Origin of the sequence: Pedobacter sp. Bi27, assembly GCF_918698255.1 — a bacterium.
Classification (GTDB): Bacteria; Bacteroidota; Bacteroidia; order Sphingobacteriales; family Sphingobacteriaceae; genus Pedobacter.
In genome coordinates this window covers 198,939-215,640 of the sequence record NZ_CAKKMW010000003.1, presented here as the reverse complement: position 1 = coordinate 215,640, position 16,702 = coordinate 198,939, and the positions used below count along the sequence as shown (strand labels likewise).

At 38.3% G+C, this 16,702-nt stretch carries 16 protein-coding genes; 9 read left to right on the top strand and 7 right to left on the bottom strand.

Going from position 1 to position 16,702, the window contains the following annotated elements; all coding sequences use genetic code 11:
* Nucleotides 1-10: 10 nt before the first annotated feature.
* From gldL to LQ227_RS11035, 6 genes are all read right to left on the bottom strand, one after another.
* Entirely contained in the window at nucleotides 11-814 is an 804-nt protein-coding gene (gldL, locus tag LQ227_RS11060) for a gliding motility protein GldL (RefSeq protein WP_230144420.1), read from the bottom strand.
* A gap of 40 nt (nucleotides 815-854) precedes the next feature.
* Nucleotides 855-2,180 (bottom strand): SUMF1/EgtB/PvdO family nonheme iron enzyme, encoded by a 1,326-nt coding sequence (locus tag LQ227_RS11055; RefSeq protein WP_230144419.1) that lies wholly within the window; start codon nucleotides 2,178-2,180, stop codon nucleotides 855-857.
* 225 nt (nucleotides 2,181-2,405) lie between these two features.
* The gene (locus LQ227_RS11050; protein ID WP_029274186.1) at nucleotides 2,406-3,176 is read right to left on the bottom strand and encodes a uroporphyrinogen-III synthase; all 771 of its coding nucleotides are present in this window, start codon (nucleotides 3,174-3,176) and stop codon (nucleotides 2,406-2,408) included.
* A gap of 14 nt (nucleotides 3,177-3,190) precedes the next feature.
* The gene (locus tag LQ227_RS11045; protein WP_230144418.1) at nucleotides 3,191-4,168 is read right to left on the bottom strand and encodes a DUF4271 domain-containing protein; all 978 of its coding nucleotides are present in this window, start codon (nucleotides 4,166-4,168) and stop codon (nucleotides 3,191-3,193) included.
* A 654-nt stretch (nucleotides 4,169-4,822) separates the two neighbouring features.
* Complete coding sequence (locus tag LQ227_RS11040) at nucleotides 4,823-6,169, bottom strand: hypothetical protein (protein WP_230149379.1); 1,347 nt, start codon at nucleotides 6,167-6,169, stop codon at nucleotides 4,823-4,825.
* 307 nt (nucleotides 6,170-6,476) lie between these two features.
* Nucleotides 6,477-6,737: a hypothetical protein gene (locus LQ227_RS11035; protein WP_230144416.1), complete on the bottom strand. Its 261-nt coding sequence runs from the start codon at nucleotides 6,735-6,737 to the stop codon at nucleotides 6,477-6,479.
* Between the two features lie 226 nt (nucleotides 6,738-6,963).
* On the opposite strand from LQ227_RS11035, the gene hemW reads away from it, so the two are divergent.
* From hemW to LQ227_RS11000, 7 genes are all read left to right on the top strand, one after another.
* The gene (gene hemW, locus LQ227_RS11030) at nucleotides 6,964-8,097 is read left to right on the top strand and encodes a radical SAM family heme chaperone HemW (RefSeq protein ID WP_230144415.1); all 1,134 of its coding nucleotides are present in this window, start codon (nucleotides 6,964-6,966) and stop codon (nucleotides 8,095-8,097) included.
* A gap of 113 nt (nucleotides 8,098-8,210) precedes the next feature.
* On the top strand, nucleotides 8,211-8,993 hold the full coding sequence (locus LQ227_RS11025) for an SDR family oxidoreductase (protein WP_230149377.1): 783 nt from the start codon (nucleotides 8,211-8,213) through the stop codon (nucleotides 8,991-8,993).
* 324 nt (nucleotides 8,994-9,317) lie between these two features.
* Nucleotides 9,318-9,869: a fasciclin domain-containing protein gene (locus LQ227_RS11020; RefSeq protein WP_230144413.1), complete on the top strand. Its 552-nt coding sequence runs from the start codon at nucleotides 9,318-9,320 to the stop codon at nucleotides 9,867-9,869.
* Nucleotides 9,870-10,083: 214 nt separating this feature from the next.
* Complete coding sequence (locus LQ227_RS11015; protein WP_230149375.1) at nucleotides 10,084-10,965, top strand: cupin-like domain-containing protein; 882 nt, start codon at nucleotides 10,084-10,086, stop codon at nucleotides 10,963-10,965.
* A gap of 135 nt (nucleotides 10,966-11,100) precedes the next feature.
* A complete protein-coding gene (locus LQ227_RS11010; RefSeq protein WP_230144411.1) occupies nucleotides 11,101-11,886 on the top strand; it encodes a DUF3050 domain-containing protein in 786 nt (261 codons plus the stop codon).
* A gap of 128 nt (nucleotides 11,887-12,014) precedes the next feature.
* Nucleotides 12,015-12,893 (top strand): cupin-like domain-containing protein, encoded by an 879-nt coding sequence (locus tag LQ227_RS11005; RefSeq protein WP_029274179.1) that lies wholly within the window; start codon nucleotides 12,015-12,017, stop codon nucleotides 12,891-12,893.
* Between the two features lie 101 nt (nucleotides 12,894-12,994).
* Entirely contained in the window at nucleotides 12,995-13,609 is a 615-nt protein-coding gene (locus tag LQ227_RS11000; RefSeq protein WP_230149373.1) for a sugar O-acetyltransferase, read from the top strand.
* 220 nt (nucleotides 13,610-13,829) lie between these two features.
* Here LQ227_RS11000 and LQ227_RS10995 read toward each other — a convergent pair whose 3' ends face one another.
* Nucleotides 13,830-14,255 carry a DUF4440 domain-containing protein gene (locus LQ227_RS10995; protein ID WP_230144409.1) on the bottom strand — a complete coding sequence of 142 codons (426 nt, stop codon included), beginning with the start codon at nucleotides 14,253-14,255 and terminating at the stop codon, nucleotides 13,830-13,832.
* A gap of 93 nt (nucleotides 14,256-14,348) precedes the next feature.
* Between LQ227_RS10995 and LQ227_RS10990 the strand changes: the two genes are divergently transcribed.
* Nucleotides 14,349-15,230, top strand: coding sequence for a carbohydrate kinase family protein (locus tag LQ227_RS10990; protein WP_230144408.1), 882 nt, complete (start codon nucleotides 14,349-14,351; stop codon nucleotides 15,228-15,230).
* A 326-nt stretch (nucleotides 15,231-15,556) separates the two neighbouring features.
* Entirely contained in the window at nucleotides 15,557-16,654 is a 1,098-nt protein-coding gene (locus LQ227_RS10985) for a VWA domain-containing protein (RefSeq protein WP_029274175.1), read from the top strand.
* Nucleotides 16,655-16,702 lie beyond the last annotated feature (48 nt).

Sequence of the window (16,702 nt, the reverse complement as noted above, 5' to 3'; positions counted from 1 at the left end):
ACTAAACAAATTATACACGTGGGCCGTTCATAGCCGATAACATATTGCCATAAATTGCATTAAGCGATGATAGGTTTTTAGCCAGCTTATTCACCTCTTCTTTAAACTGTTTCGAATCTTCCATCGATTCGTTAAAGTTCTGCATGGTTAATGATAAGTTTGAATAGAATTTATTCATCGATTTTAGATGCGCGCTCGAATCTTGTAATTCTAATTCATATACCGCATTTAAAGCTGATAAATTTTTAGCCAAATTGTTAACCTGATCGTGGTAAGCCTGAGAATCTACAGTGCTCTCACCCATTGCTTTCAAATTAGCTGTGGCTTTATCAAAAGATGCACTTAAATTATCGAAACCAGCTGAAGCTGTTTTAATTTTGCCTGTAAATTCGTTGGTTGCGGTAGATGCATCTGCAACATTAGAAATTGTTGCTACTTTATCACCAAAAGTACGCAAACCAGAGCCTAAGCTTTCAATCAATTCAGGACCGATTTTAGCATCTGATAACATTTTATCCAAAGCTGCTGTGTTCGATGCTGTTGCTGCAACTGGTCTTGCGGATGCAGTTGGTAATTCTCCTTTAAAATCTGGTTTTAATTCAGGATATACTCTTTCCCAAGCTGGTTCTGGCTCTGGTGGGAAAAACCCTGTTAAAAAGAATAAAATTGCCTCTATTCCAAGACCAAGCCCAATCATATAGCTACCTACAATTCCACCAATGTGTAGAATTTTAAATAACGCTCCGATAATTACAATACTTGCTCCCCATGAAATCGCTACGTGTAACCAGCCTGGTTGTTTCTTTGCTGCCATAAAATTTTGATGTTTTTCTTTAGTTTTTAGTTTGTTTGGTTTAATGTCTTAAATCGGTACCAGGATAAGATGAAACGCACCTGAAACCAATGTATGATCTTTGTGTATCCTGATATTCATATGTAGCTACTGCATTTTGTAGAAAATAGCCTGTATCTTTCCAAGAACCACCTTTTACTACTTTACGCTTTTTGTATTTGCTGTCGGTTGCACCAGCATCATAAGTAAAATTCGGGTTCAAATCGTGCAATAATGGACTTGCACCTTTATTGTAAGCAGTTAATGTCCATTCAGAAACATTACCTGCCATGTTGTACAAACCATAATCATTAGGAAAATACGATCTAACACCTACTGTATAAATACCTCCATCGCTTGAATAATCGCCACGGCCCGGTTTAAAGTTAGCCTGTAAACATCCTTTTGTATTTCTAATGTAAGGACCGCCCCAAGGGTATTTGGTTTTGGTATTGCCACCTCTTGCTGCATATTCAAATTCAGTTTCAGCTGGTAATCTATAATCTGATCTTGATCCTGCGGGCAATTTTCTTGCTGTAGCAACTCCATCGTACAATCTTGTTCTCCAATGAGAGAATGCTTTTGCCTGTTCCCAGCTTACACCAACTACAGGATAATCATCATAAGAAGGGTGGTTGTAGTAACCACGTACCATAGGATCGTTTTGTGAATAAGAATAGTCTGTTTTCCATACCATGGTATCAGGATAAATAGCAACGGTATAACGATCGATATAATCCTGGCGTTTGCTGTTTGGGTCTTTATGCCCCAGAGCAGCTTTCTCCATATTTAATTCGGCATAAGAATATTCGAATTTACGAACATCCAGTTCTTTTTTGCCTGGAAGCGCATCTAAACCTGAGTAATACATGCCATCTAACTGGCTAACCTGAGCGGCAGCTGCACCCTTACCTTTATTGCGCCAAATGTTGGCACCGTTTGGTCCAACTTTTCTCCAGTCGATGTATTTCTCCCCACCAACAGCATTTGCGGCATTTCCTTTGGGCGTAACCATAAACTGTTGAGGATTGCCCATCATCACAATTGCAATCGAATCGCGTACCCAGTTGGTAAACTGGCGGTATTCTGCATTGGAAATTTCAGTCTGGTCCATAAAGAACGCACTAATGGTAACCATTTTACTTGGTCCATTCTGAGAGAAAGTAATATCTTCATCCGATCCTCCCAGTGGAGTATGACCCGGCGGCACATAAACCATTCCTAGTGGGATTCTATCGTTTTTGAATTTTCGGTTATAAGCACCAACCAGCTCGCCTTGACCGCCATGGCCACAGCTTGCTAGCATTACAGTTATACCTACAATAGCTAGAAGGTAGATTTTCTTCATATTTTTTATAGTGTGCACAGCACGATTAGGAGCAATTTTATCAAAAATCACTGAAATTATCAACAAAAGCAAATATTTTACGTTAAATCATTACTGAAAGGCGATTAAAGTTACATTAACATTTCGCCAACAGCCCTATATTTTGTTCAAAAATATGCGTAACTCTCTTACTAACAGTAAAGTTACGCATTTATTGTATTGACTTAAAATAAATTATTTATCGTATTATTTATTAGATATTTTGATGTAATTCTCAATAGCCATCGTCATAGATGGAACGCCAGGGGTTGGCGCAGCAATATCCACTATCAGGTCCATATCGGTACAAGCTTTACTTGTGTTAGTTCCAAAAGCAGCAATCCGTGTATTATTCTGTTTAAAATCGGGGAAATTTTTAAACAACGACTGGATACTTGATGGACTAAAAAATGCAATAACATCGTAGAATACTTCAGCTAAATCAGATAGATCGCTCACTACTGTTCTAAACAAAACTGCAGGCGTAAAATTATACCCACTTTTTTCCAGGAACTTCATCGTGTCTTCGGTAGCCATATCAGAGCAAGGATATAAAAACTTCTCGTTTGCATGCTTCTTTAGCACTTCTGCTAAATCTGCTGCAGTTTGTTTACCAAAAAAGATTTTACGCTTCCTATACTGGATATACTTCTGCAGATACAATGCAATAGTCTCAGACAGACAAAAATATTTCAGTTCTGCCGGCACCTCATAACGCATTTCTTCGCAGATTCTAAAAAAATGATCTGCTGCATTACGGCTGGTAAAAATTACTGCCGTAAAATCGGCCAGGTTAATCTTATCCTTTCTAAAGTCTCTTGCGGGCACACCTTCAACATGAATAAAAGACCTAAAATCAACTTTTAAGTTGTGTTTTTTGGCCAAATCGTAGTAAGGAGATTTTTCTGTTTCAGGTTTTGGTAAAGTAACCAAAATACTTTTTACTTTGCGGATTCTAGAGTCGTTCTTTTCTTGCATTTTCCTTTTTCCTGCTACAGTCCTATCGTTTTAATTAGTATTAGGATGGGACATATTTCGAGGGCGCAAAAGTACAAAAATAAATGCATTCTAGAAAACTTATTATTAGAAAGTATCGTTATACCTGCCCGCAATAGCTGAAAAGCAAAAATAATGCCTAACAGTAAGAATGCCAACACGATATACACCCCACCGTATTTAAGTGGCGATAGGGCGAAAGCAACTACTAAAGGAATAAATAGTAGAGATGCATTGAAGTAGCTGAGGTACAAAATTGAGATGTATTCGCCCACTGGTTTCTGCACATTGAACAGATAACCCAAAAAGCGTAAAAGAACCAATTTGAGGGCATAAAAAACAATTATAGTAATCGATATACTAAAAAAGAATTTAAACCCATCTTTAGCCTGATACATATCATTCCACTGCGCTACCAGAAAAAAGAACATGCCAAAAACGAAACCAAACTGCACAAAAAGCAACAAAAATGGCCATGAACTAAACAGGTTGTCTTCCTTGTTAATATTATTCAAAATCCTGTTGCTGAAAAACGATTGAACGATTGCCGATAATTGTTTCGAAAAAGCATTTTTTAGAATGGCAAAGATGATAAGCATACCAAAAATAAATCCAAGTAAACCAACATTGCCTTTTGGGATTCTTGTTCCCAGTTGATAGGGATTTGCCTTTTTCTTTAAGTGCTGATATTTCTTTTGCCAGGCCAGTAGATCGAGTTTAGGAAAAAGATATTCCTTTTCAATGGTATCAAGCAGCGCCCCCTTGTTAATTAAACTGTCAGGAAGCACCCAGGTGTGATGAACAAGCGAATCGGTCGAAAATTTCTGTCTGGCAAGGGTTGCCGAATCGGGCCGGTATCTTCTATAATGATATTGATTTACAGCTACACTATCTGTTTGAACAGGAATTTCTTGTGCTACTACAAAATTAGCAGACCATACAAACGCGAACAAAAAGAAAATAAATTTCGGCATGCTGTTAATCAAAACTTAAGGATGCAAAAGTAGTCGAATAATCATGGTTTACCTAAAGAAATTAATCAATCCAGATTATAGCCATTATTTCTGCAAGATCCTATTCATGTTAAGGATTGCTTTAATCCAACCACTTGTTGGAATTGCAACCCTGCTTAAAGTGGCAAAACTTAAAAGCTTGCTATTTAGTTGTTGTGGCACTAATGATTTCTTTCCCATAGCAATTAAAGTAAAGCTATTACTTTAATTATGTAATTTATAATGATCCTTTTATAATCGATTGGTTATTAATTATAACAATAAAGAAAAACTAACTTTGCTATCTTTGCCCCAATACATGAAACACCAATAAATACTGAAAATCAAAGAGTTAAGAATAAAAAATAATTAGCACGGAGAGAGTAGTTAAACGACCTTTTGTACTTCGAACAATGTTGATAATATTCCGTACACAATACTAAAAGCAGAGATTTTCCAAATATTTATCCGTAAAAATATACTGCTTTTGCCAACATTAGCAGTATATTTTTACGTAATAAAATGCTGCCTTTTTAAAAGGGAATTTTAGCCGCCGATTCTCAACAATATCAGTCCAACTTAAAAACAGTTTGACCCTAATTATGGTAACCTTCTCAAAAATAAAAATCGATGGCCTTACTTCAAATAAAGCATGCGCAAACGTTTGTTTACAACCATAACCACATTACCATTTGGCAGTACCAGCATCGCCTGAGCAGGAGATAACCTGGTCATAAGTGCATTATCGATATCAACACCATTTATCGGAAAATAATCAGAAATGGTTCCGGCTATGATCCTCATCCGATTATCATTGGCCTTAATTTTTTTGATGCGCCAGTTGAATGATGAAATAAACAAGTCGCCATTTCCAGCAAGTGCATAAGCAGATGGCGTAGACACCCCTGCCTGCTCAGCCGGCGTATTATCTGCCGACTCAGGCTTTTGTAGATAAGTATTTTCCCCTATAATGCGCTCTACCTGTCTGCTTGATGCAATATATTTCCAGATATAACCCGCGCTCTGAAAATAGATGCCACCCGTCCATCCATACAATAGACCGCCGATGCTGGACATTTTTAACGGATCACTCGGGTCTGAAACATACCCTGCTCCCGCCTTGTCTTTTCCGATAACCGTCCTGATGATTCCGGTCGCTTTCTCAATCCTGCGAATCACATAACCCTGTTTAAAGTAGATATCACCGTTGCCTGCAACAGCAAGCCCCTGAAAACTCCAGGTATCCAGCCACGATTTGCCATAGGGAACATTATCGGGGATATCCAATGAAGCAGGATATGGCACTGGACTTCCGCCCATAAGCAATTCAACTTTATTATTGGAAATACTATAGCGAAGCAGGTAATATTCTCCACCAAACAAGATGTGGTCATCATCTTCCATCGTCATTGCGCCTACATTGTACAAACGGGGTTCATATATCCGAATAAAGCTGTCAGAGCCGTCAACACCTGTTTTTCTAATAGAAGTATAACCCAAACCGCCCAGTCCCGGCGAATACGAATAAGCATCTCCTTTGGAATTCAGGCAAGCCGTTGCTTCAACCGAACTTTTGGCAAGTGTTTTGATGCCGTATTCACTCTGCGGAATTTTCAGTCTTTTATGCCTGTAAACCTTATTGCCTAAATAGAGGGTGAGTGAATCATCCGTTAGCTTTCTAATCACCCCGTGACTAGGTCCGAATCGTACCAGAGAATCCGGTCCAAGCTCCATATCGCTCTCCAGATCATAACTATACATTGCGCTATAGTCTGCAATAACATTTGTCTTACTGAAAATATATAGAGAGTTAAACAACCTATCAGTTCCTGTTGCCAGCCACCAGCCTGTTATCTTGCTTGTATCGACAAGTACAGGCTTCTTTTCCGGAGTAATGGGACTAGGAACAATATCGTTTTTCTTACAGGAAGACAAACTAACAGCTAGTATCACTGATAGGTAAAAGAATGGGGAGCAGCGCATGGTATTTTTTTTTGGTAAAGATAGCAAAACGCCCAGTTTTATAAAACTTGTGGGCAACATCGATTTCACTCATTGCTTTTTGAAGATATACAATATCAATAAAGTCCTTTAATCTCGTTCCATTACCAGAAATGGCATTAAGTTCCAATGCAGCAATATCATCATGCTTTATCCGACGGCCATTTGCAAAGACAAAGCCGTTCAGCCGACCAGGAAAAAAGCCTTCAGCAATTCATTATTCATTAAAGTGTTTAGGAGTTCCAGTGTAGATTCACTGACAGTTTCTTTTCGTAGCATTTCATTGAAGTTAAGGGTATATTAAATGATGGCTTACAAAGCTCATATCTTTATCATTCAGATAAGTCAAGTTTTTAATGGCCAATTTTACCCCTGCAACCCCATATTTGTTTAATATAAAATACCAGTCTTTTGGCCACCCTCGCTCAATTACCCTTTGAACGACTACATCACGCATTTCGTTATAATCAAAATCACTGAGGTTAAACTCCCAGAGCAATTTTGGATTAAGGGTTACATCAGGAAAATTTTTATAGTCACCAAAATACATAATCTTTCTTTCCTACGCTGTTTAACAAAAATACGGAATATCCATGCTAAAGGCAATTAAAATATAAAGAATGAGAGGGATCGTCGTAGACTCATTTACTACCCCCCTATAATCTCAAAATAGCATCTCTTCGGGTTAATCGGATCAGCTCCTTATGGTCGCCATATTTCTGACTAATGACATTATCTTCTGCACACAAGTCATTTTTATACCTTATTTTTGCCAAATGTCCGGTATCTATATTCATATTCCTTTTTGTAAAAAGGCCTGTCACTATTGCGACTTTCATTTCAGCACTTCTTTAAAATATGCTGATGAAATGGTTGATGGGATATGCAAAGAAATCAAAATGAAGAAAGACCGGATTACAGGGCAGGTTGGAAGCATTTATTTCGGCGGCGGAACCCCATCTATCTTATCGCAGGTAGCTTTACAAAAGATTTTCGATGCCATTAACCACACTTTTTCGGTTGATGCAAATGCTGAAATTACCATCGAAACCAATCCAGATGATTTAACCGCCCAGAAATTAAAAGAACTGAAGCAGTTGCCTGTTAACCGATTTAGTGTAGGTATTCAATCTTTTTATGATGAAGATCTGACCTGGATGAATCGGGCACACCAGGCCCAAGAAGCGGAAGATTGCATCAGAAGGAGTCAGGATGCCGGTTTTGAAAATCTTACCCTCGATTTAATTTATGGTTATCCTTTGCTTACCGATCAAAAATGGTTAAGTAATATCCAAAAGGCAATTGAGCTTGAGGTTCCACATATTTCGGCCTATGCCCTAACAGTAGAACCACGGACGGCTTTAGCTCATGCCATTAAAAACAAAAAACAAACGCCAGTAAACGATAATCAAAGCGCTGCTCAGTTTGTAATTTTAATGGATAAACTGATTGATGCCGGATTTGAACACTATGAAATTTCGAATTTTGCCAAACCGAATCATTATGCCGTGCACAACACCAATTACTGGAAAGGCGTAGATTACATTGGCATAGGCCCATCAGCACATGGCTTTAATGGCCAGAACCGCTATATGAACCCCGCCAATAACGCCCTGTATATGGAAACGTTAGGCCATAACAAACTTCCTGAAATTATTGAAGAACTGAGTTTAAACGACAGATTTAACGAGTACATCATGACTTCGTTAAGAACGATGTGGGGAACTGATTTACAAAAAATAAATACCGATTTCGGGAAAGACTTTTTAGCGGAAACAAAACACAACCTTAAAAATTTCGAGGATAAAGATTGGCTAATGATTGACGGAGATAAGATTTGTCTAAGTCAGAACGGAAAATTATTTGCCGATCATATTGCTTCAGAATTGTTTATAGTAGGAGATGAATGAGTGAATTGAGAACAAACTAGAGAATGAGTGAGTTTTGAATGAATGAATTGGTTTTATCGCAGAGCCAACCATTCTCTCATTCAATCATTCCTTAATTCAATAATTATAAATTTATGTCAAAAATTGTATGGATTACAGGTGCATCATCAGGTATTGGTGAGGCCTTGGCATATGAATATTTTAAAGCGGGCAATAAACTGATCATCTCTGGAAGAAATCGAGATGAGCTTTTCCGTGTAAAAGGAAACTGCCAAAACTCTTTTAATGTACATGTTTTACCATTCGATTTAAGCGAAACGGCTACCCTCGAAAACAAAGCTGCCGATGCTATTCGTATTTTCGGAAAAATAGACTTACTGATCAATAGTGGCGGCGTAAGTCAGCGGAGTTTGGCGCTCGAAACCAATCTACAAACAGAACAACAGATTATGGACACCAATTTCTGGGGAACAGTGGTACTGAGCAAAGCAGTTCTGCCTTTGATGATCGCTAACGGTGGTGGACAGATCGTTGTAATTAGTAGCCTTGTTGGAAAATTCGGCACGAAATTCCGCTCTGCTTATGCGGCATCAAAACATGCACTGCATGGTTATTTCGATTCACTCCGATCGGAAGTTTACGATAAAAACATCGATATTACCATCATCTGTCCAGGTTTTATCAAAACAAATGTTACCTACAATGCACTGACGGGAGATGGTAATCCACTTAATAAGATGGGCGATGCGCATGAAAACGCCATGACTCCGACCGAATGTGCCAAACAAATTGTAGTGGCTGTTAACAACAAAAAAGAAGAGGTTTATATTGGCGGGAAAGAAACCAGAGCCGTATTATTGAAACGCTTTTTCCCTAAGCTTTTTTCTAAAAAGGTAAGAACGGCGAAGGTTAATTAGAGAAGCGTTTTGAGGTTGGCGTTAAGCGTGATCCGCCAAGTTTAAAAGGATGCGACTAAGGGACGAACCCAATTGATCTAAACCCGGTTGAAGCGCTATCCTTTTGGCGGTCATTTTGAGCGTAGTCGAAGAAAGCCAAAAGATTAAGCGAAAAACGGGACCAGCCCATCCGAAGAAGCACCACAGCACCTTTACAAATCAAAAAAAATAAAAATTAAAATACTAACAATCAGCACATTAAAAATTATTTTTTATTTCTAAAAACCAAGTATCTGTAAGCCATCGTAAATGGAATCAAATAACAGAAACTTAAAATTAGAAATAATGAAAAATTTAATCTTATCCGCATTTGCCGTAATTACCATGGCATTCACTACTCAAGTTTACGCTCAGAAAAATCCAATGGTTGGTGGCGCAGCCATGTATTCGACTAAGGATATTGTAGACAATGCTGTAAATTCAAAAGACCACACTACACTGGTTGCAGCAGTAAAAGCTGCAGGTTTGGTTGAAACTTTAAAAAGTGCTGGCCCTTTTACAGTTTTTGCACCAACTAACGCTGCATTTGATAAACTTCCTGCCGGAACGGTAGACAATCTTGTTAAACCTGAAAACAAAGCAACCCTAACGACCATTTTAACTTACCATGTTGTTGCTGGTAAAATGGATAGTAAAGCAATTGCAAAAGCAATTAAAGCTGGTGGCGGCAAAGCTGAACTTACAACGGTACAAGGTGGTAAACTTTGGGCATGGATGGAAGGCAAAAAATTAGTTCTAAAAGACGAAAAAGGCGGAATGAGCACAGTAACCATTGCAGATGTTTACCAGAAAAATGGTGTAATCCACGTTATTGATACTGTTTTAATGCCGAAATAACATTTAAAAGATATCCTTATTAAAACCAAAAATCACGCCTTAAGTGATTTTAACATTAACGCACTTTGCTCATTTAGCAAGTGCGTTTTTCGTTGTCAAACATCGTACTTTCTGACTTTTTTTGATGAATTGTCAGTTTTTTTTCAAGTTTTTGCATTTGTAATGCTTAGTGTTTTTTAACTATTTAATTTTGCGGTATTAATAGTTTTTTAACATGAAATTCAATTTATCTCCGATAGATGTAGTTGAAGACATATCTAAATCAGATTTCGAACTGAACTACCTTAAACCGCGTAAACCATTGGTAATAAAAAATATGGCCAAAAAATGGCCTGCTTACCAAAAGTGGACGATGGAATACATGAAAGAAGTTGTTGGCGATAAAACTGTTCCGCTTTACGACAGTTCTAAAGCCGATCCTTCTAAACCAATAAATGCCTCTGTTGCCGAAATGAAATTTGGCGATTATATAAATCTGATTAAGGAAACACCTACAGACCTGCGTATTTTTTTGTTCGATCCGATAAAATTTGCACCAAAATTACTTGAAGATTATATCGCACCGAAAGATTTAATGGGCGGTTTTTTAGATAGTTATCCAAATATGTTCTTTGGCGGTAAGGGATCAGTAACGTTTTTACACTATGACATTGATTTAGCACACATTTTCCATACGCACTTTAACGGCCGCAAGCATGTGATCTTATTCGATTACAAATGGAAAGAACGTTTATATCAAATCCCGTACGCCACTTATGCCTTAGAAGATTATGATGTAGAGAACCCCGATTTTGATAAATTCCCTGCTTTAAAGGGCGTTCAGGGCGTTGAAGCCTTTTTAGAACATGGCGATACCTTATTTATGCCAACCGGATACTGGCACTGGATGAAATACCTGGATGGTTCTTTCTCAATTAGTTTAAGGGCATGGGACAAAAGCTGGGCAGTAAAAGCAAAAAGCTTGTATAACTTAACTTTACAGCGTAAATTTGACGACTTTATGAAAGCAAACTACCGCGAAAAATACATGCAATGGAAAGAAGAACTTGCAGTTAAAAGAGCAAGTAGAGCACTTGAAAAGAATTTACCAAAATAAATAATGATTGAATGATTAAGTTTTGAATGATTGAATGAACAGGTGTTTAACCCTGCTAATTCACTAATTCCATCATTCTCTCCCTCATAATTTAAATGCCCCATTCAAACATCCAATCATTCACTCATTCAATATATGCATCCTAACATTATAAAAATCCAGGAAAGAATAGCGCCGCTTAGGCAAGAAATCATCAACCATAAAGTTTATTCGGCCATTAGTGAAATAGAAGATCTCCGGGTTTTTATGGAACACCACATTTTCGCCGTTTGGGATTTTATGTCGTTGCTTAAAGCCCTACAAATTAATTTAACCTGCACTACTTTACCTTGGTTCCCGGTAGGCGATCCTGTTACCAGGCAACTGATCAATGAAATTGTAGCCGGCGAAGAATCGGATGTGGATGCCAATGGAGCCATAAAGAGCCACTTCGAGTTATATTTAGATGCCATGGACCAATGCGGTGCCAATACCAAACCCATCAATATCTTTTTACAGGAACTAAAAAACGGGAAAAGTTTTAATGAGGCTTTCACGAAAGCGAGTGTTCCTGCAGCGGCAAAGGATTTTGTAAATGCAACCTTCGAAACCATCAACAGTGGAAAAACACATTTACAGGCCGCAAGTTTTACTTTTGGCCGCGAGGATTTAATTCCAAACATGTTTTTTAGCATGGTAAATGACCTGAACAGTACCCAGGCTGATAAAGTTTCGATTTTTCAATATTACCTGGAGCGCCATATCGAAGTAGATGGCGATCACCACAGCCATTTGGCACTCTCTATGACGGAGAAGCTTTGTGAAAAAAATGAAGTCTTTTGGGCCGAAGCAGAAGAGACCACAATACAAGCCTTGCAGAAAAGGATCGACCTGTGGGACGCTGCCTATACCGAAATTGTTAAAAATAAAGTTGAGGCGTAATTATTAAATTGTTAAGTATTTACTACTTTTAGATTACGTGATTTTAGTCACATTTACCTGTTAACATCAATTTTGTAAAATAAAATTTACACATTTGTTGTTCGGCACAAATAACCGATTTTAAGCGCATGAGTTTCATTTTAAAACCTGTTGATATCGTTGAGAGCATCACTCCCGAAGATTTTAAGAAAAATTATCTGAAAACTAAACGTCCGTTAGTAATCAGGGGCCTAACCAAAGACTGGCCTGCCAGAGAAAAATGGACGACTGAATATTTAAAGGAAATTGGTGGTGAGCTCGAAGTTCCACTTTACGATAACTCTAAAGCCGATCCATCTAAACCGATCAATGCAGCTACGGCGCATATGAAATTTGGCGATTACCTTGACCTGATCAAACGTGAGCCAACTGAACTGCGTATATTCTTTTTTAACCTGTTTAAAAAAGTACCCAGTTTAATCAATGATGTAAAAATCCCAAAAGATTTAATGGGTGGTTTTATCGAAAGTATGCCTGCTATGTTTTTTGGCGGTTCTAACTCGGTAACCTTTTTACATTATGACATCGATTTACCGCATATTTTCCATACGCACTTTGGCGGGAGAAAGCACATCGTTCTTTTCGACAACAAATGGAAAGACAGATTGTATTGCCTGCCAAATGCAACTTATGCTTTAGAAGATTATGATGTGGCCAACCCAGATTTTGAAAAATTCCCGGCACTGAATGGTGTAGAAGGTTATGAAGTTTTCCTGGAGCATGGCGATACTTTATTTATGCCAACCGGAATGTGGCACTGGATGAAATACCTGGATGGATCGTTCTCTTTAAGCTTGAGAGCCTGGGATCAATCAATTACGCGCAAAGTAGCCAGCGTTTGGAGCTTATTCACCCACGGTGCGATTGATAGTTTAATCAAAATGACTTTCAAAGAGAAATACGCCCATTGGAGAGAGAAAAAAGCAGTTAAAATTGCCGAAAGGGCTTTAGCCAAAGGCAGACCATAGAAATTATTGAAAATTAAAATACAACGGGGCATCGGTTACGATAGCCCCTTTTTTGTTATAATTGCGCTTAACACCGGGAATTAAAAAATCAGATACCTAAGATGGAAAACAATATCCTTAGCGAAAAAGAAAAAATGCTGGCCGGCAAAGCTTATCAGGCTGGCGGAGAAGAACTATCAAAAGAAAGATTAAAAGCGCGTGAAATTGTTTTCGAGTTTAACAACCTAGCGCCAAAATTTATCAAACAACGGAAAGAGCTATTAAAAAGGTTATTCGGGAAAACAGAACGGATGTTTTACGTAGAACCTCCGTTTAGATGCGATTATGGCTACAACATCGAAATTGGCGATAATTTTTACGCAAATTTTAACCTCGTCATTTTAGATTGTGCCAAGGTAAGCATTGGCAATAGCGTTTTTATTGCACCAAATGTGGCTATTTATACCGCAGGACATCCTATTCATGCACATTTACGCGATCAGGAATATGAATGGGCACAGGAAGTGACCATTGGCAACAGTGTTTGGATCGGCGGAAATGTAGTGATTAATCCAGGGGTAAAAATCGGATCAAATGTGGTCATCGGATCAGGTAGTATCGTAACCAGGGATATTCCGGATAATGTTTTTGCCGCAGGAAATCCATGCAGGGTAATCCGCCAGTTAACAGATACAGATAGGGATTATTATTATAAGGATTTTAAGTTGGGAGAATAAATAATCGTCCCGATTTGCAATCGGGACGCATGAGAAGGGCGATTTTATCGCCCTTAAATTAATTTAAACAGCATTAAAAATGCTGATCACACGAATCCTCGTTACAAACGAGGACTATAAAGTTGGCCGTCATTCCCGCGCAAGCGGGGAATCTTAAAGCCTATTGCATTACGATTCCCAATCAAGTTGAGAATGACGATTTAATCAAAACCTTCCATCCTTAGCTACTATGATCAGCAACCACTTTCCATTCGCCCTTAATTTTTTTAATTAACAAGGTAAAATATCCTTTAAGTTCATCCTTTTCGCGTTTAACATTCCAGCTGCCCAATACAAAAGCCAGATCAGGCTTTAAAAAATCGACTTTCTTAATTCCGAACACTAAAAAACCCATTGCCGATTTATCCGGATAGCGCTTTTTATAATTATCCAATGTTTTTTGCCAGCCATAAGTTGGTCCGTTTTTACCTACAAAAAGTAAACTATCCGATTTTTCATAACCCTGCATAAAGGCTTCAACATCGCCTTTGTTCCAATCTGCGCGTTGCTTTTCGAGTAAATTAAGTATGGCTTGTTTATCATTTGCATTTTGAGCAAAAGCACTAAAGGAAGCTAAAAACAATGCAATTACAAGTATTCTTTTCATGGTTATTTAAGTTGAGGTAAAAATTAAAGATATGAAACAAATTATTTTGTTCCATGCATAAAAATTCTTTATTTACATATCTATAAATCTCCTATGCAAAATAAAGTAATCACAATTGGCGAAATACTCTGGGATGTTTTCCCAGAAGGTAAAAAAGCTGGCGGCTCGAGCATGAACGTTGCGCTTAATTTGCACAAACAAAGTATAGACAGCAGTTTTATTAGCGCAATTGGTGATGATGAAAATGGAAAAGAACTATTCGATTTTCTAACCAGCAATCATTTTGCAACTGATTTGATCCAAGTAAACGCCGAATTACCAACCAGTACGGTTGTAGTGCAGTTGGATGAAAACCATCAAGCCACTTATACGATTAAACAGCCTGTAGCCTGGGATGAAATCAAAATCAGCGAGGAAAGCATGGCCGCTGTAAAACAGGCAGATGCATTGGTATATTGCAGCTTAACCTGCCGGGATGAACGATCTAAAAAAACTATTCTTACACTCTTAGAAAATGCCAAGACTAAAATATTCGACATAAACCTCCGTGCGCCTTTTTATACAAAAGAACTAATTGAAACACTTTTGGCAAAAGCAGATATCCTAAAAATAAATGAAGATGAAATTTTATGGGTAAAAGAAACGTTTGCTTTAACTGGCAATACGGATGAGCAACTTTTAAAGCAACTTTCCGGTCAGTTTAACATTGAAATGATCTGTCTCACGCTTGGTGATAAAGGTGCCTGCGTGTTAAAAGATGGCAAGTTGTTTAAACATGCTGGTTACAAAGTACAAGTGGCCGATACAGTTGGTGCCGGAGATGCCTTTTTGGCTACATTTATTGCCTGTTATCTACAGGGTTACCCTATGGAGACCACATTAGATAACGCCTGCAAAGTTGGGGCATTTGTAGCCTCTCAGCCTGGCGCAAACCCTAATTACAATAAAAAGATTTACCATATGGCATTGGGTTAAGCATTCTGCTTTGTTGCCACGGAGACACGGATTAACACGGAATTTTAGATCTGATCTAAAACGGTGGGTTTTGCGTTAGGGATTGTAAGGGTTCAGTACCAATATTTCATTGGTACCGAAGCGAAGCGTAGCCCTGAAAAGCCCGCCCCTTTCCCGTTTTTCACGGGATTGGGAAACGCCCAGATCAGTTTGACAGTTTTCAGTTGGCAATTCAATCTGCTTTGGTCTTTCAGCTTTTACCTTTCTGCTTTGTTCCAAATATGACACCGCGCTTAAATTAATACAAAGCGAAACTTTTATCTTCGATAAATCGTTAATACAAGCACATGAGAGGTTTTCGTTTTTCTGATTATAAGCCGGGCGATGCGCCAAAGGGTGGGTTTGATGAGTTGCTGAAATTATTTAGCGAACTGCTGAATTATACAGCTGGAGATGCAGCAGAGGCTTTAAGCTGGCTGAATGAGCTCGACAAACAATATAAACTAACCAATAATGATTATGGGATTGGTAATTTTATCGACGACCTGAAAGACAAAGGTTATCTTACGGAAGACAATCAATCTGGGGAATTTAAAATTACAGCCAAAACCGAACAGACTATCCGCAAATCGGCCCTTGATGAAATTTTCGGGAAACTAAAAAAATCAGGACGGGGAAATCACAACAGTAACCAGTCAGGAGTCGGTGAAGAAAAAAATGCCGATAGACGCGAATATAGTTTTGGAGATAGTTTGGATCAGATTGATATGACGGCTTCCATCCACAATGCGCAGATTAACCATGGGATTGGTGATTTTACCTTAACTGATCGCGATCTGGAAGTAGAGGAAAAAGATTTTAAAACCTTAACATCTACTGTATTGATGATCGATATTTCGCACTCGATGATCCTATATGGCGAAGACCGGATTACCCCTGCAAAAAAAGTTGCGATGGCTTTGGCCGAGCTGATTAAAACGAAATACCCTAAAGATACTTTAGACATTGTGGTTTTCGGAAATGATGCCTGGCCAATTAGCGTGAAAGACCTGCCTTATTTACAGGTTGGCCCTTATCATACCAATACTTATGCGGGATTAGAATTGGCTGCTGATTTACTCCGTCGCAGAAAAACGCATAACAAGCAGATTTTCATGATTACCGACGGAAAACCAACCTGCTTAAAAGAAAATGGCAAATACTATAAAAACAGTATGGGTTTGGATAGGAAGGTAATTAATAAAACCTTAAACATGGCTGCCCAATGTAAGCGCCTGAAGATCCCGATTACTACATTTATGATTGCCAAAGACCCTTACCTGCAACAGTTTGTGCGCCAGTTTACCGAAATTAATGGCGGCAGGGCTTTTTATAGCTCGTTAAATGGCTTGGGCGAATACATTTTTGAAGATTACATTAAAAACAGACGTAAAACAGTAAAATAGTCCGAAGTCAGAAGATATTATAGTTTATATCTAAGCACTCAAACTCCG

Coding starts and splice junctions, on each gene's coding strand:
- hemW (WP_230144415.1), top strand. CDS start 6,964: ATGTCCGGTATCTATATTCATATTCCTTTTTGTAAAAAGGCCTGTCAC.
- LQ227_RS11040 (WP_230149379.1), bottom strand. CDS start 6,169: ATGCGCTGCTCCCCATTCTTTTACCTATCAGTGATACTAGCTGTTAGT.
- LQ227_RS11050 (WP_029274186.1), bottom strand. CDS start 3,176: ATGCAAGAAAAGAACGACTCTAGAATCCGCAAAGTAAAAAGTATTTTG.
- LQ227_RS11035 (WP_230144416.1), bottom strand. CDS start 6,737: ATGTATTTTGGTGACTATAAAAATTTTCCTGATGTAACCCTTAATCCA.
- LQ227_RS10990 (WP_230144408.1), top strand. CDS start 14,349: ATGCAAAATAAAGTAATCACAATTGGCGAAATACTCTGGGATGTTTTC.
- LQ227_RS11000 (WP_230149373.1), top strand. CDS start 12,995: ATGGAAAACAATATCCTTAGCGAAAAAGAAAAAATGCTGGCCGGCAAA.
- LQ227_RS11010 (WP_230144411.1), top strand. CDS start 11,101: ATGCATCCTAACATTATAAAAATCCAGGAAAGAATAGCGCCGCTTAGG.
- LQ227_RS10995 (WP_230144409.1), bottom strand. CDS start 14,255: ATGAAAAGAATACTTGTAATTGCATTGTTTTTAGCTTCCTTTAGTGCT.
- gldL (WP_230144420.1), bottom strand. CDS start 814: ATGGCAGCAAAGAAACAACCAGGCTGGTTACACGTAGCGATTTCATGG.
- LQ227_RS11005 (WP_029274179.1), top strand. CDS start 12,015: ATGAGTTTCATTTTAAAACCTGTTGATATCGTTGAGAGCATCACTCCC.
- LQ227_RS11055 (WP_230144419.1), bottom strand. CDS start 2,180: ATGAAGAAAATCTACCTTCTAGCTATTGTAGGTATAACTGTAATGCTA.
- LQ227_RS11020 (WP_230144413.1), top strand. CDS start 9,318: ATGAAAAATTTAATCTTATCCGCATTTGCCGTAATTACCATGGCATTC.
- LQ227_RS10985 (WP_029274175.1), top strand. CDS start 15,557: ATGAGAGGTTTTCGTTTTTCTGATTATAAGCCGGGCGATGCGCCAAAG.
- LQ227_RS11045 (WP_230144418.1), bottom strand. CDS start 4,168: ATGCCGAAATTTATTTTCTTTTTGTTCGCGTTTGTATGGTCTGCTAAT.
- LQ227_RS11025 (WP_230149377.1), top strand. CDS start 8,211: ATGTCAAAAATTGTATGGATTACAGGTGCATCATCAGGTATTGGTGAG.
- LQ227_RS11015 (WP_230149375.1), top strand. CDS start 10,084: ATGAAATTCAATTTATCTCCGATAGATGTAGTTGAAGACATATCTAAA.